Source organism: Aeromicrobium marinum DSM 15272 (genome assembly GCF_000160775.2).
Taxonomy (GTDB): Bacteria; Actinomycetota; Actinomycetes; order Propionibacteriales; family Nocardioidaceae; genus Aeromicrobium; species Aeromicrobium marinum.
This window is the reverse complement of record NZ_CM001024.1, coordinates 590064-604905: the sequence shown is the minus strand read 5'-3', so window position 1 is coordinate 604905 and position 14842 is coordinate 590064. Positions and strand designations below refer to the sequence as shown.

At 70.0% G+C, this 14842-nt stretch carries 12 protein-coding genes and 1 riboswitch; of the genes, 3 read left to right on the top strand and 9 right to left on the bottom strand.

Going from position 1 to position 14842, the window contains the following annotated elements:
• Window positions 1-5: 5 nt before the first annotated feature.
• The 3 genes from HMPREF0063_RS03250 to HMPREF0063_RS03240 form a co-directional block, all read right to left on the bottom strand.
• Complete coding sequence (locus HMPREF0063_RS03250) at window positions 6-1013, bottom strand: ribonucleotide-diphosphate reductase subunit beta (protein ID WP_040320480.1); 1008 nt, start codon at window positions 1011-1013, stop codon at window positions 6-8.
• A gap of 62 nt (window positions 1014-1075) precedes the next feature.
• Window positions 1076-3562, bottom strand: a complete 2487-nt coding sequence (locus tag HMPREF0063_RS03245) for a ribonucleoside-diphosphate reductase subunit alpha (RefSeq protein WP_007077226.1) — start codon at window positions 3560-3562, stop codon at window positions 1076-1078.
• Between the two features lie 127 nt (window positions 3563-3689).
• A riboswitch (cobalamin riboswitch) is annotated at window positions 3690-3923 on the bottom strand.
• A gap of 49 nt (window positions 3924-3972) precedes the next feature.
• Window positions 3973-4269, bottom strand: coding sequence for a putative quinol monooxygenase (locus HMPREF0063_RS03240; RefSeq protein ID WP_040320479.1), 297 nt, complete (start codon window positions 4267-4269; stop codon window positions 3973-3975).
• 116 nt (window positions 4270-4385) lie between these two features.
• Here HMPREF0063_RS03240 and HMPREF0063_RS03235 point away from each other — a divergent pair, with 116 nt between their 5' ends.
• Window positions 4386-4937, top strand: coding sequence for a type 1 glutamine amidotransferase domain-containing protein (locus HMPREF0063_RS03235; RefSeq protein WP_007077224.1), 552 nt, complete (start codon window positions 4386-4388; stop codon window positions 4935-4937).
• Window positions 4938-4940: 3 nt separating this feature from the next.
• Here HMPREF0063_RS03235 and HMPREF0063_RS03230 read toward each other — a convergent pair whose 3' ends face one another.
• The 4 genes from HMPREF0063_RS03230 to HMPREF0063_RS03215 form a co-directional block, all read right to left on the bottom strand.
• On the bottom strand, window positions 4941-5126 hold the full coding sequence (locus HMPREF0063_RS03230) for a hypothetical protein (RefSeq protein ID WP_007077223.1): 186 nt from the start codon (window positions 5124-5126) through the stop codon (window positions 4941-4943).
• A 120-nt stretch (window positions 5127-5246) separates the two neighbouring features.
• Window positions 5247-7292 carry a fatty acid desaturase gene (locus HMPREF0063_RS03225; protein WP_007077222.1) on the bottom strand — a complete coding sequence of 682 codons (2046 nt, stop codon included), beginning with the start codon at window positions 7290-7292 and terminating at the stop codon, window positions 5247-5249.
• Window positions 7293-7360: 68 nt separating this feature from the next.
• Complete coding sequence (locus HMPREF0063_RS03220; RefSeq protein ID WP_007077221.1) at window positions 7361-8851, bottom strand: aldehyde dehydrogenase family protein; 1491 nt, start codon at window positions 8849-8851, stop codon at window positions 7361-7363.
• Window positions 8848-10488 (bottom strand): GMC family oxidoreductase, encoded by a 1641-nt coding sequence (locus HMPREF0063_RS03215; protein ID WP_007077220.1) that lies wholly within the window; start codon window positions 10486-10488, stop codon window positions 8848-8850. Before HMPREF0063_RS03215 ends, HMPREF0063_RS03220 begins: the two co-directional genes overlap by 4 nt.
• 162 nt (window positions 10489-10650) lie before the next feature.
• On the opposite strand from HMPREF0063_RS03215, the gene HMPREF0063_RS03210 reads away from it, so the two are divergent.
• Both HMPREF0063_RS03210 and HMPREF0063_RS03205 read left to right on the top strand, forming a co-directional pair.
• Window positions 10651-11892, top strand: coding sequence for a PucR family transcriptional regulator (locus HMPREF0063_RS03210; protein ID WP_007077219.1), 1242 nt, complete (start codon window positions 10651-10653; stop codon window positions 11890-11892).
• A 144-nt stretch (window positions 11893-12036) separates the two neighbouring features.
• Window positions 12037-12300, top strand: a complete 264-nt coding sequence (locus HMPREF0063_RS03205) for a hypothetical protein (RefSeq protein WP_007077218.1) — start codon at window positions 12037-12039, stop codon at window positions 12298-12300.
• Here HMPREF0063_RS03205 and HMPREF0063_RS03200 read toward each other — a convergent pair.
• Together HMPREF0063_RS03200 and HMPREF0063_RS03195 are read right to left on the bottom strand one after the other, a co-directional pair.
• On the bottom strand, window positions 12282-13487 hold the full coding sequence (locus HMPREF0063_RS03200) for an MFS transporter (protein WP_211208752.1): 1206 nt from the start codon (window positions 13485-13487) through the stop codon (window positions 12282-12284). The two genes, HMPREF0063_RS03205 and HMPREF0063_RS03200, sit on opposite strands and share 19 nt — an antisense overlap.
• A gap of 94 nt (window positions 13488-13581) precedes the next feature.
• The gene (locus HMPREF0063_RS03195) at window positions 13582-14784 is read right to left on the bottom strand and encodes an HNH endonuclease signature motif containing protein (RefSeq protein ID WP_007077216.1); all 1203 of its coding nucleotides are present in this window, start codon (window positions 14782-14784) and stop codon (window positions 13582-13584) included.
• Window positions 14785-14842: the final 58 nt, after the last annotated feature.

The following is a 14842-nucleotide window of genomic DNA, read 5'->3' as shown; positions in this document are numbered from 1 at the left end:
CCGGCTCAGGTCAGCTTCGCGTTCACCTCGTAGGACGTGTTGGTCGCCTCGAAGAAGTTGACCAGCTGCAGGGTGTCGTTGGCGGTCGCCATCCACTTGGCGGGGTTCGTCGCGCCATAGTGGGGCCCGAAGCCGAGCTCCTCGAGCCGCCGGTCGGCCAGGTAGCGCACGTACTGGTTGATGTAGTCCGCGTTGAGTCCCAGGATCCCGCCGGGCAGCAGGTCGCGGTTGTAGGCCTCCTCCATCTCGACGGCATCGAGCACCATCTGCTGGATCTCGGCGGCGAACTCCGCGGTGGCGACCTCGGGGTTCTCCTCCAGCACGGTGAGGATGAGGTTGATCCCGAACTTCAGGTGCAGACTCTCGTCGCGCACGATCCAGTCGATCAGCGAACCGAAGTTGCGCAACAGGTTCCGCTGCCGGAAGCTCAACGCCACCATGAACCCGGAGTAGAACCAGATGCCCTCGAGGATGACGTTGTAGGCCACCAGGTTGCGCACGAAGTCCTGCTTGCCCTCCGTGGTGGTGATGTCGAGCGTCTGCTCGGTCATCCGCCGGATGAAGCGGATCTCGAACTCCTCCTTGGCGGCCATCGACGGCACCGTCACGTGCGACCCGTACGCGGCCTCGCGGTCGATCGGGAACGTCTCGAGCACGTACTCGAAGCTCATGCAGTGGTTGGCCTCCTCCCACATCTGCTTGGCGAGGTACAGGTGGCACTCGGCGGCGTTGACGTACGGGTAGACACCGAACGCCAGCGCCTTGTTGACCAGCAGCTCGTTGGGGTTGAAGTAGCTCATGAGGAAGGTGAGGGCGTGCCGCTCCTCGTCGCTCATGCGCTCGAAGTCGGCCAGGTCCTCGCCCAGCTGGATCTCGTTCGGGAACCAGGTGTTGGCGACGGCCTGGTCGTACAGCTCCATCGCCCACGGGTAGGTGACGGGCTTGAGCAGGAGTCCTTCGTCGATGCCGGTGCCGAGGATGCCCCGGCGGGTGGTGGTGGGTGCAGTGGTCATGGTGGTGTCCGTTCCGGTTCGGGGGGTCAGCAGGCTGGCGTGGATGGCGCGGCGGGGGCGGGTCACTGGCACGAGTCGCACTGGAGTCGCTCGGCCGGGTCGACCGGGCAGGCTGCTCCGTCGACCACCTCGAGCTCCTGGACCTCGACCGGTGCCGTCGCGACGGCACCGAACCCTCGTCGGGCCGCTCCCCCGGCCGGGGTGCTGGACGCGGCCTTGTTGACCTTGACGGTGCTCTGCTCGGCGGTGTGCCGAGGCATCATGTGCAGGTAGTAGGTCGTCTTGACGCCCATGCGCCAGGCCGCCGCGTACAGCTCGGCCATCTCCCCGACGTCCCGGCTCTGCAGGTAGATGTTGCGGCTGATCGCCTGGTCGATCCACTTCTGGGCCCGCGCGGCCACGTGCAGGAAGGCGTACGGCGACAGCTGGAAGCTGGTGCGGTAGATCTCCTGCAGCTCGGCGGGCACCCCGTCCACCTTGGACAGGTCGCCCTGGTGGCGCAGCAGGTCCTCGCGGACCGTCTCCCACAGGCCGAGCGCCTGCAGGTCCTCCACCAGGTTGCGGTTGACCTCCAGGAACTTGCCCGAGCTCGTCGCGCGGCTGAAGATCTGGCTGAACTGCGGGTCGAGGCCCGGCGTCGTGCCCGCCACCAGGCCGATCGACGCCGTGGGCGCGACCGCCATCAGCGTGGAGTTGCGGACACCCCCGGCGACCTTGGCCCGCAGGGCGTCCCAGTCCAGCCGGGTGGTGCGGTCGACCTCGACCGGCACGCCGCGGTCGGCGGCGAGCAGGTCGAGCGAGTCGATCGGCACGAGCCCCTGGCTCCACCGCGATCCCTCGAAGTTCGGGTAGGCGCCCCGCTCGCGGGCCAGGTCGGCCGAGGCGTCGATCGCGTGCCAGCTGACGAACTCCATCACCTCGTCGATCAGGTCGTACGCCTGCTCGGACTCGTACGACCACCCGAACCGCTCCACGACGTCGGTGAAGCCCATGACCCCGAGTCCCAGGGCGCGGTTCTGCTCGTTGGACCGTTCGGACTCCGGCACCGAGCTGATGGTGATGTCGATCAGGTTGTCGAGCTGGCGGACCGCCAGCCGGGTCGACCCGGCCAGCCGGTCCCAGTCGATGTGCGCGTCCGACCGGCGGCCGACGAGGTGCCGCGAGAGGTTGATCGACGCCAGGTTGCAGACCGCGACGTTGTCACGGTCCTGCGGCAGGGTGATCTCGGTGCACAGGTTCGACAGGTGGATCGTGCCGGTGTTGTGGTTGAGCGCCCGGGTGTTGATCGTGTCCTTCCACGTCAGCCACGGGTGGGAGCTGGCCTGCAGGCTCACCAGGATCGCGCGGAACTGTTCGCGGGCTCGCAGCTTCTTGTGCCGCAGCCGGCCGGCGTCGGCCTCGGCCACGTACTCGGCGTACCGGGCCGAGAACGCCGCACCGAACAGCTCGGTCAGGTCGGGCACGTCGAGCGGGTCGAACAGGTACCAGTCGAGGTCGTCCGCGACCCGCTTCATGAACTCGTCGCTGATCCACACCGCGGTGTTCGCGGTGCGGGTGCGCCGGTACGGGTCGCCGGAGTTGGCGCGCAGGTCGAGGAACTGGGCGAAGTCGAGGTGCCAGTTCTCCATGTAGAAGCACAACGCCCCGAACTTCTTGCCGCCCCGGCTGATCGCCCGCAGGGTCGAGTCGATGGTGTGCATGAACGGGATCGGCCCGGTCGAGGTGGTGTGGTTGGAGCGGATGGGCGAGCCCTCGGACCGCAGCTTGCTGACCGACAGACCGATGCCTCCGGTGCCCTTCGTCAGCCACATCACGTCCCGCACGCTCTTGGCGATGTGTTCGATGTCGTCCTCCATCTGCATCACGAAGCAGTTGGAGAGCTGGGCGTAGCCGGTGCCGGCGTTCACCAGCGTCGACCCGGCGGCCAGGTACTCCAGCCGCGACATCTTGTCGTAGAAGGCGAGGGCGGCGGCGGTGGGATCGGCCTCGTCCAGGGCCAGCCCCATGCTGACCCGCATCCAGAAGAACTGCGGCACCTCCAGCGGTGTGCCGTCGGGTTCGACGAGCATGTACCGGGTGCGCATCGTCTGCACGCCGATGTAGCGCAGCAGGTCGTCGCGGGCGGGATCGAGCGCGGCACCGAGGACCTCCAGGTCGTAGCGCTCGGCCAGCCGGTGGTCGAGCAGGCCGAGCTCGACCCCGCGCACGACCGAGGCGACGAACGCCGGTCCATGGAAGGCGTCGACCTCGTCGCGGGTGACACCCTCGCCGAAGACCTTCTTGTAGAGCGTCTTGACCAGCAGGCGCGACGCGATCGTGTCGAAGGCGGGGTCGTCCTTGACGTTCTGCAGGGCGACGCCGACGACGGCCTCGTCGAGCTGTTCGCTGGTGATGCCGTCGAAGAGCGTGATCTCCAGCTCGGACTGCAGCTGCGTGACGCGGGCGACCTGGTCGGGCAGACCGGTGGCGGCCTCCTCGATCGACCGGGCGATCTCGTAGCCGTCGTACGGTGCGCGCGTTCCGTCGCGCTTGATGACAGTGATGGTCATGCGGTTCACCCCTCGTGAACTGGTGCGTGAGACGCAGTCCGTGAGTGACGGGGGTGAACGGGAGAAGGGGTCGACGGGCGACCTGATCCCCTGACCTTCCCACGAGGTCGCGGACCCACTCCGTCGTCGGGACGGGGTGGCACTGGCAGGTCTTCGGACTCACGGGCCAGGTGGCGCTCGCGCGCCGCCGCCTACTGGGTGTCGCTTCCCAAGCCGTACCTCGTGCGAGGCAGAGGGCTCAGTGCGTGTGACACCGGTCGTTCCCGTTCACCGCTGCGGGGCAGTTCCGGTCTTGCACCGGATTCCCTGTTGCCACGACTCCCCTGGATGAGGAGGCGAACCAGCTGCGTCGACCACACTATCTGGTGAATGACACCGATGTAACCCCTACATGTGGGGTTTCGCAGGAGTCAGCCGACGACGAGCGGCTTCAGGGGGTGGATGGCCGGCGCGGCGGCGAGCTCCGATCCCAGCACGGCCAGGGCGGACTGGATGTGCGGGGTCTGCATGTGCAGGTCGAGGTCGGACGGGTCGTTCCACTTCTCGACCGTGACGAACGTGCCGGGCGCGGCGGCCGACTCCGACAGGTCGTAGCCCAGGCAGCCGGCCTCCTCGCGGGTCGGGGCGACCAGACCCCGGAGCGCCTCACGCACGGCGTCCTCGGACCCGGGCTTGGCGGTGATGACGGCGACGACGTCGATGCTCATGGTTCCTCCGGTGATCGGTGTGACGGCCATCATGTCAGGCGAGTCGCCGGACAGACCCTGGGTACGAGGAGGGGACCTGACCACGACCGCCGACCGCACGGCGGGAAGGAGACGACATGACCGACCGACTCACAGGGCGCCACATCGCCATCCTCGCCGCCGACGGCGTCGAGAGGGTCGAGCTCGACCGACCCGCGGAGGCCGCCCGGGAGGAGGGAGCCACCGTCGAGGTGGTGTCGCTCGAACCGGGGCGGATCGCGGCGAAGAACGGTGACCTCGAGGACGCCGGGGAGATCGAGGTCGACCGCGTGGTGGCCGACGTCTCCGTCGACGACTACGACGCCCTGGTGCTGCCCGGCGGCACGGTCAACCCCGACAAGCTGCGACTCGACGAGCAGGCCGTCGCATTCGTGCGGGACTTCGTCCACAGCGGCAAGCCCGTCGCGTCGATCTGTCACGGCCCGTGGACCCTCGTCGAGGCAGGGGTCGTGCAGGGGCGGACGTTGACGTCGTTCCCGAGCATCCGTACGGACCTGCGCAACGCGGGCGCGACCGTCGTCGACGAGGAGGTCGCACGGGACGGCAACCTCGTCACGAGCCGCTCGCCCGACGACCTGGACGCCTTCTGCGCCGTGATGGTCGAGGTGGTCGGGGCCGCCCGGTCCTGACCCTCAGCGGGGCATCCGCCCCGCCTCGTGCAACCGGTTCAGCTCGATGAGGCCGAGGCGGGCGTCGCGCGCCAGCGCGCGAACGGCCCCGTCTCGACCGGCCCCCGGCTCGTGCGCCCCGCGTGAGAGGCGCCCGAGGGCGACGAGGACGGCGAGGACGAGGGCGATCAGGGCGACGGATGACCACATGGCAGATTCTTTCTGTTCGACTCTTTCCTGCCACTGTGTCACCGGGCCGAGGGTCGCGGAAGGGACCGCGGCCGTGATGGCAGCAATTCGCCGCCGAATGACCGGATCGACCCGTCCGGGTCAGGCGTCGTAGTCCAGTCCGACCCGTGAGGTGGTCGGCCGCGCCTGGCAGGTGAGGACGTAGCCGGCCTCACGGTCCTCAGGCGTGAGCGCGTGGTCGGTGTCCATGGCCACCGAGCCCCGCGTGACCAGGGCGCGGCAGGTGCCGCACGCGCCGCCGGCGCACGCGTACGGCGGGTCGAGCCGGGCCCGCAGCGCCGCTTCGAGCACGGTCTCGTCGCGGTCGGTCACCACGTTGGTCTCCACGCCGTCGATGGTGAGCGCGAGCTCGGACTCCACCGCCAGCGCGGCTGCGGCGTCGTCGGTCTCGACGAAGAACAGCTCATGGTGGAGGCGGTCCGCTGCCACCCCGCCGCCGGCCAGGGCTTCGCCGACCAGGTCCACGACGCCCTGGGGTCCGCACACGAACCACGCGTCGGCCCGTGCGAGCCGGTCACCGACGAGGTCGGTCAGCAGACCCGGGGTGAGCCGGCCACCGACGAAGCGCTCGTGCGAGACAGCCGTCGCCTCGCCGGTCGTGGCCGCCGCCGCGGGCGCGTCCTCGCGGCTCAGCACGTGCACGACCTTCAACCGGCCCTCGGCCTGTCGCGCCAGCATGGCGATCTCGTCGGCGAACATCGTGCCGGCGCGGGTGCCGTTGGCGTAGACGAGGGTGGCGGTGACGTCATCGGACGCGAGCAGGGCCGATCCGAGCATCGCCAGCACCGGCGTGATGCCGCTGCCGGCCGCCACGGCGGCGTAGTGACCGGAGTCCTCGGGTGCGGGCGCCAGCGTGAAGCGCCCGGCCGGCGGTGCCACGTCGAGGGAGTCACCGGCCTTCAGCTCGGTGGTGGCGAACGTCGAGAACGCTCCGCCGTCGAGCCTGCGGACGGCGATGCGCAGCAGGTCGGACCCGGCCGCGGAGCACACCGAGTAGGTGCGTCGGACCTCGCGACCGTCGACCTCGGCGCGGACCACCACGTGCTGACCCGGGACGAACGCGAAGGCGGCCCGGTGCTCGTCGGGGACGTCGAGGCAGATGGCCCCCGAGTCGTCGGTGAGGGGGCGGACCTCCGCGACGGTCAGGGTCCGGAACTCGTGGTCGCGGCTCCCGGGCTCCTCGGCGCCGGTCGTCGCCCACCGGTCACCGACGTTGCGCCAGGCCCGGTACTCCGAGACGGACAGCTCGCGTCCCCAGGCGGTCGCGATCGGCACACCCTCGGCCAGGTAGGCCTCCTCGTTGTTCTTCCACGCACGGACGTAGCGGTAGAACGGGATGGACGGATGCAGGTGGTGCACCAGGTGGTAGTTCTGGTACAGCAGCACGGGGGTCATCGCCCACTCCGCGCCCACCCGCACGCGGGTCGCGAGGTAGCGGTTCTCGCGCTGGGTGTGGGCCAGACCGTGGTGGGGCAGCCAGTCGAACCACCAGGCCAGGACGGTCAGGCCGATGCGCTGGGGCAGCACCACCAGCAGCAGGAAGTTCACGAGGTTCCCGGTGAGGGCCGCACCCACGACCAGCGCCACGCCGAACAGCAGACCCGCCACCACCTCACGACGCTCGGCCGTCGGGCGCCCGGCCATGCGGGGGACGTAGAAGCGGACGTACCAGGCATCGATCGTCGCCCAGCGGAACGGCAGCTGCCACCAGGACCCGTGCGACGTCCAGGCATCGGGATCGGTACGGATGTCCTCGTTGGTGTTGCGGTGGTGCTCGATGTGGATGTACCGGATCATCGGGAAGCTCGCGAAGAACACCACGAACGGGATCGAGAGCCGCCCCAGGGTCTCGTTGATCCGCGACGACCGCCCTGCGGCGTGGTGGGTGGCCTCGTGCAGCACGGTGAACATCAGGAACGTCACGGCGGCCAGGAGCGGGACCGCGACCAGCAACGACACCCGGTCGGTCAGTGCCGTCGCCATCGTGCCGACCCACAGGGCGAAGGTGCCGACCCACAGCGCCACGGTCGGCCACGCCACTCCGGGCAGTGCGATGCCCGGATCGGGCACACCGCGGCGCACCGCCCGCGCCTCGGCCTCGTTCAGGACGGGTGTGTCGGCACTCATGGATGCACCCTAGCACCGAACTTGACAGATCACACCGTTGTGTAAACCGGTGATGATTTGCGGCATCGTCACTTGCTGCCGTGCACCAGGGCGATGATCGTGCCCAACCGCTCCTCGACCTTGGCGGTGCGACCGAAGGACATCAGCGGCAACGGTGACGCGAACTTCTGCCGCACGACCGAGTGCGCGTAGCAGAACTCCCGCAACCCCTCCTCGCCGTGGATCCGACCGAATCCGGAGTCTCCGACTCCCCCGAACGGGATCGACGCGACGACGGCGAAGCTGAAGACCGAGTTGACCGCGACCATCCCCGAACGGATCCGGTCGGCGATCGCGGTGCCGTGGTGCTTGCTGAACACCGACGCCGCGAGGTGGTACCGGGATGCGTTCGTCAACCGCACGGCCTCGTCCATGTCCTCCACGCGGCGCAGGGTCAGGGTCGGCCCGAAGGTCTCCTCCCGCACGGCCGCCGCATCCTCCGGGACGTCGGCCAGGAGCACCGGCTGCACGACCTGACCGTCGATCGAGCCGCTGCCGGCCACGATCCGTCCACCCGAGGCGACCGCGTCGGCGACGTGCCGCCGGATGATCTCCACCTGGGACGGCATCGTGATCGGGCCGACGAGCGCGCCGCTGTCGGCGCCGGCACGCAGCGCTCCCACCCGGTCGGCGAGCATCGCCTCGAAGGCGTCGTGGACCGCGGTGTGCACGTAGATGCGCTCGACCCCGATGCAGGACTGGCCCGCATTCGCGATGCCGCCCCAGACGGCGGCGTCGGCCGCGGCCTCGAGATCGGCGTCCTGGTCGACGAGGAGCGCGTCCTTGCCGCCGCACTCGGCGACGATCGGCGTCAGCGTCTCCGCGCACGTGGCCATGACCCGCTTCGCCGTGGCCGTCGACCCGGTGAACGCCACCTTGTCGACCCCGGCGCGGCACAGGGCGGCACCCGTCGAACCGTCGCCGGTGACGAGCTGCATGACCGGATGCTCCGGCACGACCTGGCTGAACGCGTCGACCAGCCAGGCCCCGACGCCCGGCGTGTACTCACTGGGCTTGAACACGATGGTGTTGCCCGCCGCGAGCGCGTAGACGATCGAACCCATGGGGGTGAAGACCGGGTAGTTCCAGGGGCCGATGACCCCGACGACGCCGAGGGCCTTGTGCTCCACGGTCGCGCCGAGGTTGGCATTGAGCGGCCCGGCGTGGGCCTTGCGCTTGCCGAGGACCTTGCCGGCGTTCTTGGCGGCCCACGCGAGGTGGTCGAGCACGAGCGCGACCTCGAGGTAGGCGTCGCCGTGCGGCTTGCCCATCTCCTCGTGGATCACGCCGGCCAGCTGGTTGATCCGTCGGGCGATCACGCCGCGGAAGGCGTCCAGGCGCTTGCGACGCTCGTCGAATCCGATGCCGTCCCACCACACGGCCGCTTCGCGCGCCCGCTCCACCGCCGCCGCGACCTCGGGCTCACCGTGGACGGGGTACTGCCCGACCACGTCACCGGTACCGGGGTTGCGGACGTCGAACATCGTGGCCGCCGGAGCGGGTGCTGTGTGGACGGTCATCGGACGGTCTCCTTGGTGCGGGCGCCCTGGGGCGCGCTGGTGGTGGTCCGGGGCAGCTGCCGGCCCCGGAGGAGGTCGGCCGCCTTCTCGCCGATCATGATGGCCGGGGCGTTGGTGTTGCCCCGCGTCACCTTGGGCATCACCGAGGCGTCGGCGACCCGGAGCCCTTCGACTCCGCGGACCTTGAGCTCGGGGTCGACCACGGCGTCGTCGTGGGATCCCATCGCGCACGTGCCCACCGGGTGGTAGAGGGTCTGCGTCCAACGGCTGATGTAGGCGTCGATCGCCTCGTCGCTGTCACTGTCGCGCAGGAAGGGTCGCTCGAGCAGCCGAGCGAGCGGGCCCTGGGACGCGATCTCGATCGCCTGCCGGCAGCCGGCACGCACGGATTCCAGGTCCGAGGCCTCGGCGAAGTACGCCGGATCCATCTCCGGCTTCCACCGGGGATCGCTTCCTCGCAGGCGGAGGCGCCCCCGACTGGCCACGTCCACCAGGGTGACCCCGGTCGTGAACATGGCGCCGGCCGGCTCTCGCAGCCCGTTGTCGTAGAAGCCCGTCGGTGCCGCGATGTACTGGATGTCCGGGCCCTCGAGTCCGTCCCTGGTGCGCACGAAACCGCCGGTCTCGCCGACGTTCGACGTCAGCGGCCCCCGTCCGGTCACCTGCCACTGGATCAGGCGGGCGGGAGTGACGTGGTCGACGGCAAGGTCCTTGCCACTGGTGTGCCACATGAGCGGGGTGACCGGATGGTCGTGCAGGTTGGCGCCGACACCGTCGAGGTCGACGACGACATCGACGCCCATGTCGACCAGGTGGTCGGCGGGTCCGATGCCCGACAGCATCAACAGGTGGGGCGAGTTGATGGCCCCTCCCGACAGGACGACCTCGCCGTCGACCCACGCGTGCGCCTCGATGCCGTCGTCCAGGTAGGTCACGCCGATCGCCCGCCCACCCTCGACGATCACCCGGGTCATCAAGGAGCCGGTCCGGACCAGCAGATTGGGTCGGAGCAGGACGTCAGGACCGAGGAAGGCCTCAGCGGTCGACCACCGCCGACCCTGGTGGCAGGACGCCTGGTACCGGCCGACACCTTCCTGGACGGCGCCGTTGAAGTCGTCGGTCGCGGGCAGGCCGGCGGCGCGCGCCGACTCCAGCCACGCCTCCGTCGTCGCGTGCGTGTAGCGACGGTCCTCGACGTGCAGCGGACCGTCGGCGCGGTGGTACTCACTGGCCCCGCGGGAGTTGTTCTCCGAACGGAGGAAGTACGGCAGCACGTCGTCGTAGGACCACCCGACGGCGCCGGCGTCACGCTGCCAGCCGTCGTAGTCGGCACGAGAGCCTCGGACGTACATCATCGCGTTCATCGACGAGCAGCCGCCGAGCGCCTTCATCCGCGGCCAGTAGGCCGACTGTCCGCCGAGGCCGGGCTGGGGGGTGGTCGAGTAGTTCCAGTCCCACTTCGTCTTGAACAGGTTCGGGAACGCGGCCGGCATCGCGATCTCCATGGCGTCGTTCGACGGGCCTGCCTCCAGCAGGAGGACGGTCGTCGACCGGTCCTCGCTCAACCGACTGGCGACGGCGGCGCCGGCGCTGCCGGCTCCGACCACGATGTAGTCGTAGGTCTCATGTCGGGTCACGTCGGACCTCCGGGTCTCGGTTCGAGGGGTGTGATCGCGACCACATCGATCGCAACGATTCAGAGTCCACCACAATCACCCCTCCCGGATCTTGAGCGTTTCTGCCACAATCCCGTCCATGAACTGTGCTCCCGCACAGTCATCGACGGACGAGGAGACCACGTGAGCGAGACGGATGCAGCACTGCTGACGTGGGTCCGGGGCTATGTCGCGGAAGCCAGCCGCGAGAAGAACCTCGACGCCTTCGTGGCGGAGGTCGACGCCGCGATCCTCGCGGAGACCCCCGAGCTCGCGTCGAACCCGGTCCTCGTCGCCGAGCTGCACGCCAGCACCAAGGCCCAGTTCCACGTGTTCCTGAGCCTGCTGGAGCGCGAGAAGCAGGAGCTGCTCCTGCCCCCGCAGGCGGTCGACCTGGCGCTCTCCATCGCTCGGCGTCAGCTCGAGCTCGGGGTCCTGCTCAAGGTCTACCGGGTCGCGGCTGCCGCGGTGTGGGAGTTCTTCGCGCGGGTCGCAGCGGCCGTCCCCGCGGGCGGGCCGGATCGCACCGACGTCCTCGTCTACCTGTGGGGCCACGGCGGCACCTGGATCAACGAGGCCATCGAGCAGCTCATCACGGTCTTCGCCGACGAACGCGAGGCGACCCTGCACGGCGCTCTGGCCCGCAGGACCGAGACCGTGCACGCCCTGCTCCGCGGTGATCCTGTCCCCGTCGACACGGCCACGTCGGATCTCGGGCACCCGGTCCGGGGTCCGCAGACCGCCCTCGTCCTCTGGACCGACGACGGTGACTCCGCCGAGGCCGTCACCTCCCTCCAAGGGCTGGCCACCGCGCTGGCCACGGCTGCGGGCGGCACCGCCGTCTCGATCCCGGCCGGTCGGCGTGAGGTATGGGCGTGGATCACCGGTCGCGTCGCGCCGGACGTCAGCACGATGCGGGAGGTGGTCGACGCTGCGTCCGGCCAGATCGAACCCCACGTCGCGGTGGGTCAGACCGCGGCGGGTGCCGCCGGCTTCCGGCAGAGCCACCGTGAGGCGATCGCCGCTCAGCGGCTGGCCGTGAGGTCTCCCTCCGCCGGCCGGCTGACCGCGCACGCCGAGCATGAGCTGGCCTGCCTCGTGGCCGGCGACGACGCAGGCGTCCGCACGCTGATCGGCCGTGAGCTCGGCGGTCTGGCGGGGGCCGAGAAGGGTCTGGACCGACTCCGCGAGACCGTGGCGACCTTCCTCCGCCACGGAGGAAGCGTCGACCTCACCGCCTCACAGCTCATCGTGCACAAGAACACGGTCCGCTACCGGCTGGCGCAGGCCGAGGATCTGATCGGCCACCCGTTGACCGAGCGCCGGACCGAGATCGCGGTCGCCCTGGAGTGCCTGGGCCCGTTGACCGAGCCGCCTGCTGTGTGAGTCGCGTCACGCGTGATTGTGACTGGCTCACAACGATCGGCCGGATCTTCGTGGTGCAGGACGTGGGAACGGCCGCCGCGACTTGGCATCGTCCTGGAGCAGCAGGGGTGCATCCGGCACCCGGCGACCACCAGGAGGTCAACCATGCAGGACGCCATGATCGTGTTCCCCGTCTTCGCCGGCATGCTCTTCCCCGTCTTCGTCCCCGTGATCAGCGCCACGGTCGGCGCCGTCGCCGACCGTGTGCGGCCGCCGGTCGAGTCGCCGGTCGAGCAGACCGTCAGCCGCATCAAGGAACGATCGGCGGCCGCGCGTCGTGCCGAGGCCGTGCTCGCGCAGGACGCGCCGGCGACCACCACGGCGCACGGTCCCGCCCGCGATCAGCAGCTCTACCGCCGGGCCGCCTGACGGCGGTACGGCGCCTGCGCCAGCACCGACGCCATGCCACAGGCCGCCGCACCCACGAGCACCGGCACCGCGGGTGCCGCCTGGTACAGCGCCGTGCCGAGCAGCGGGCCGATGATGAAGGTCGTGCCCGCGGTGGCGGTGATCATGCCGGCCACGGCGCCCTGCTGGCGCGGGCCGACCAGCAGGGTGGGTGCGGCGGTGAAGCCGGGCATCGCCAGTCCGAGACCCGCGGCGACCACCACCAGGGCGCCGATGATCGTGACGAACGAGTCGGCGACCGAGAGCAGCAACAACCCTGCTGCACCGATCGGGGCCCCGACCCGTATGAGGCGCATCGCGGGCCACCTGAGTCTGGGCACCACGCCGGCCTGGACCACGACCAGCACCACGCCGATGGCCACGAGGACCGCTCCGATGGAACTGGCCGCTTCCTCCTGCTCGAGACCGAGTCGGTCCGCCACGAGGAATCCGATCACGATCTGCACCATCGCCAGGCTGACGTAGAGGAAGAAGCCGATGACCAGCAGTCGCGCGAACCGCGGCTCCCACGGGCGCGGGCCGGGCTCTCTCGGACCAGGCTCGGTGTCGGCGACCCGCGGCAGGGAGGGGATCGCGACGAGGACCCACACGATGAGCGCAGCGCACACCACCGGGGCGATGACCAGCGGCAGGACCAGGCTCACGGCCGCCAGCAGACCTCCGGCTGCCGGACCGAGCACCATGGAAGCGCCCTGCGCGGCCCCGACGAGGCCCACGGCACGGGTGCGGGCTCCCTCGTCGCCCGTGGTGGCTCCGGCCGCAGCGATGGCCGCCACCGGTACGGCACCGACCCCTGCACCGAAGAGCAGGCTGCGCGTCACCAGCAGGAGCAGCCACGTGGTGGTGGGCGTGTTCGACCCGTCGAGGCCGACGGCGGAGACCACGGCGAATCCGGCCAGCCCGGCCGTGGACAGGCTGAGCCCGACGAGCAGGGTCGCCCGCACACCCCAGGCGTCGATGAGGCGCCCCCACACGGGGCCGACGACGGTGAACACGAGGGCGCCGACCGCGAGGACCGCGCCGAGCTGGGTCTCGGTCAGGTCCAGCTCACGTGACAGAGGTACCAGCAGGGGGATCAGCAGCTGTTGGGCAGTGAAGAGGACGAGCACCGACACCAGCAGCGGGGCCATGGGGTTGCCACGTCTCACCGCACGTCCCTTCGACCAAGGCGTGAGGGCGCCCTCACCTGTGCGTGACAGTGTGGCCGACCTTGCCGGTGCGCAACCCGCCGGGCCCCCACGGTCAGGCGGCGGGGACGTATTCGAGGTGGGTGGTGATGGGGAGGTAGATCTCCGAGTTCAGGTACCTGGTGACTGGTGGTGGGTCGGGTTCGTGGGGCAGGACCCAGCGCAGGACCCGGTGGCCCTTCATGGAGTGGTGCCGCCGGCACAACGCCCACATGTTCTCGCCCGAGGTGTTGCCTTCGGGCCAGGGTCTGCGGTGGTCCAGATCGCACCGGTCAGCCGGTGTCAGGCATCCCGGGGCCTGGCAGACCCCGTCGCGGAACCTGAGTGCTTTCGCGAGGATCTCGGGGGCGTAGCGGCCGTCGTACTCATGGGCCAGCACGTCCCCGGTCACCGGGTGCAGCACCATCCGATGCCAGAACGCCCCACCGTGCTCGGCCAGGTTCAGCGCCAGTTCGGTGATCCAGGCGGCCGGGACACCCCACGACCCGTCGGCAGCCTCGGCGAACCCCTCGCGGGCGCCGGCGAGGATGTCCGCGGTGATCGTGACCGCAACATCAGCACCCATGGCCGCTTGACCGGCCTCGTTGGTGGTCAGCCACGCCGCGAACAGATCAGCACGTCGTTGGGCCTTGGTGCGGGGGTCGTCAGCACCGAACCCGATGGCTTCCTTCGACAGGCGCTTGTCGATCGCAGCAGCGACGTGCGACGGCAGGTACGCGGTCAACCACGCCATCCCGTCATCGGTGTGGCGGACCTCCACACACCGGTGCTTACGTTCCTCGTCTGCTCGTTCGACCGCGAGGTCGCCCTCGACCCGGCGGACGAACCGCCGCAACCACGCCCGCAACTCCGCCACCGTGTGACCGGATGCGTAGGCGACGACTTTCGCGTCCAGGCGGGCCTTCGACTCGGTACGGACCAGCTTGTCCAACGTCAGGCCGATCTCGCGGACCCGGGCACCGTCGACCATCCCGGCACGAAACGCCGCCCAGGTCAGTGGCGCGTCGGCGATCACCCGATCAGCCGCGGCGAACCGGTTCATCACCTGGGACTCGGACAACCCGAGGGCCTGACCGATGGACCACACCACGCCGTCGCGCTCGACCCGCTGCCGCACCACCCCGTCCAGCTCCCGCACCCGCACACACTCGGTCTGACGGAAGCGCAGCATCGCCACCCACTCGGCGGCCTCGGCACGTGCGCGGGCCCGCGCCAGCACGGTCAGATGCCCCGCCGCCTCACGCTCCCCGATGTCCATACATCCAACCTAGACGTCACCACTGACACCCACTTTCTGCCCGCAAACCCGGCCATCA

What these genes read in the sequence shown, in the direction of transcription:
- HMPREF0063_RS03250 (WP_040320480.1), bottom strand. Translation starts at nt 1,013, where the DNA reads ATGACCACTGCACCCACCACCACCCGCCGGGGCATCCTCGGCACCGGC.
- HMPREF0063_RS03245 (WP_007077226.1), bottom strand. Translation starts at nt 3,562, where the DNA reads ATGACCATCACTGTCATCAAGCGCGACGGAACGCGCGCACCGTACGAC.
- HMPREF0063_RS03240 (WP_040320479.1), bottom strand. Translation starts at nt 4,269, where the DNA reads ATGAGCATCGACGTCGTCGCCGTCATCACCGCCAAGCCCGGGTCCGAG.
- HMPREF0063_RS03235 (WP_007077224.1), top strand. Translation starts at nt 4,386, where the DNA reads ATGACCGACCGACTCACAGGGCGCCACATCGCCATCCTCGCCGCCGAC.
- HMPREF0063_RS03230 (WP_007077223.1), bottom strand. Translation starts at nt 5,126, where the DNA reads ATGTGGTCATCCGTCGCCCTGATCGCCCTCGTCCTCGCCGTCCTCGTC.
- HMPREF0063_RS03225 (WP_007077222.1), bottom strand. Translation starts at nt 7,292, where the DNA reads ATGAGTGCCGACACACCCGTCCTGAACGAGGCCGAGGCGCGGGCGGTG.
- HMPREF0063_RS03220 (WP_007077221.1), bottom strand. Translation starts at nt 8,851, where the DNA reads ATGACCGTCCACACAGCACCCGCTCCGGCGGCCACGATGTTCGACGTC.
- HMPREF0063_RS03205 (WP_007077218.1), top strand. Translation starts at nt 12,037, where the DNA reads ATGCAGGACGCCATGATCGTGTTCCCCGTCTTCGCCGGCATGCTCTTC.
- HMPREF0063_RS03195 (WP_007077216.1), bottom strand. Translation starts at nt 14,784, where the DNA reads ATGGACATCGGGGAGCGTGAGGCGGCGGGGCATCTGACCGTGCTGGCG.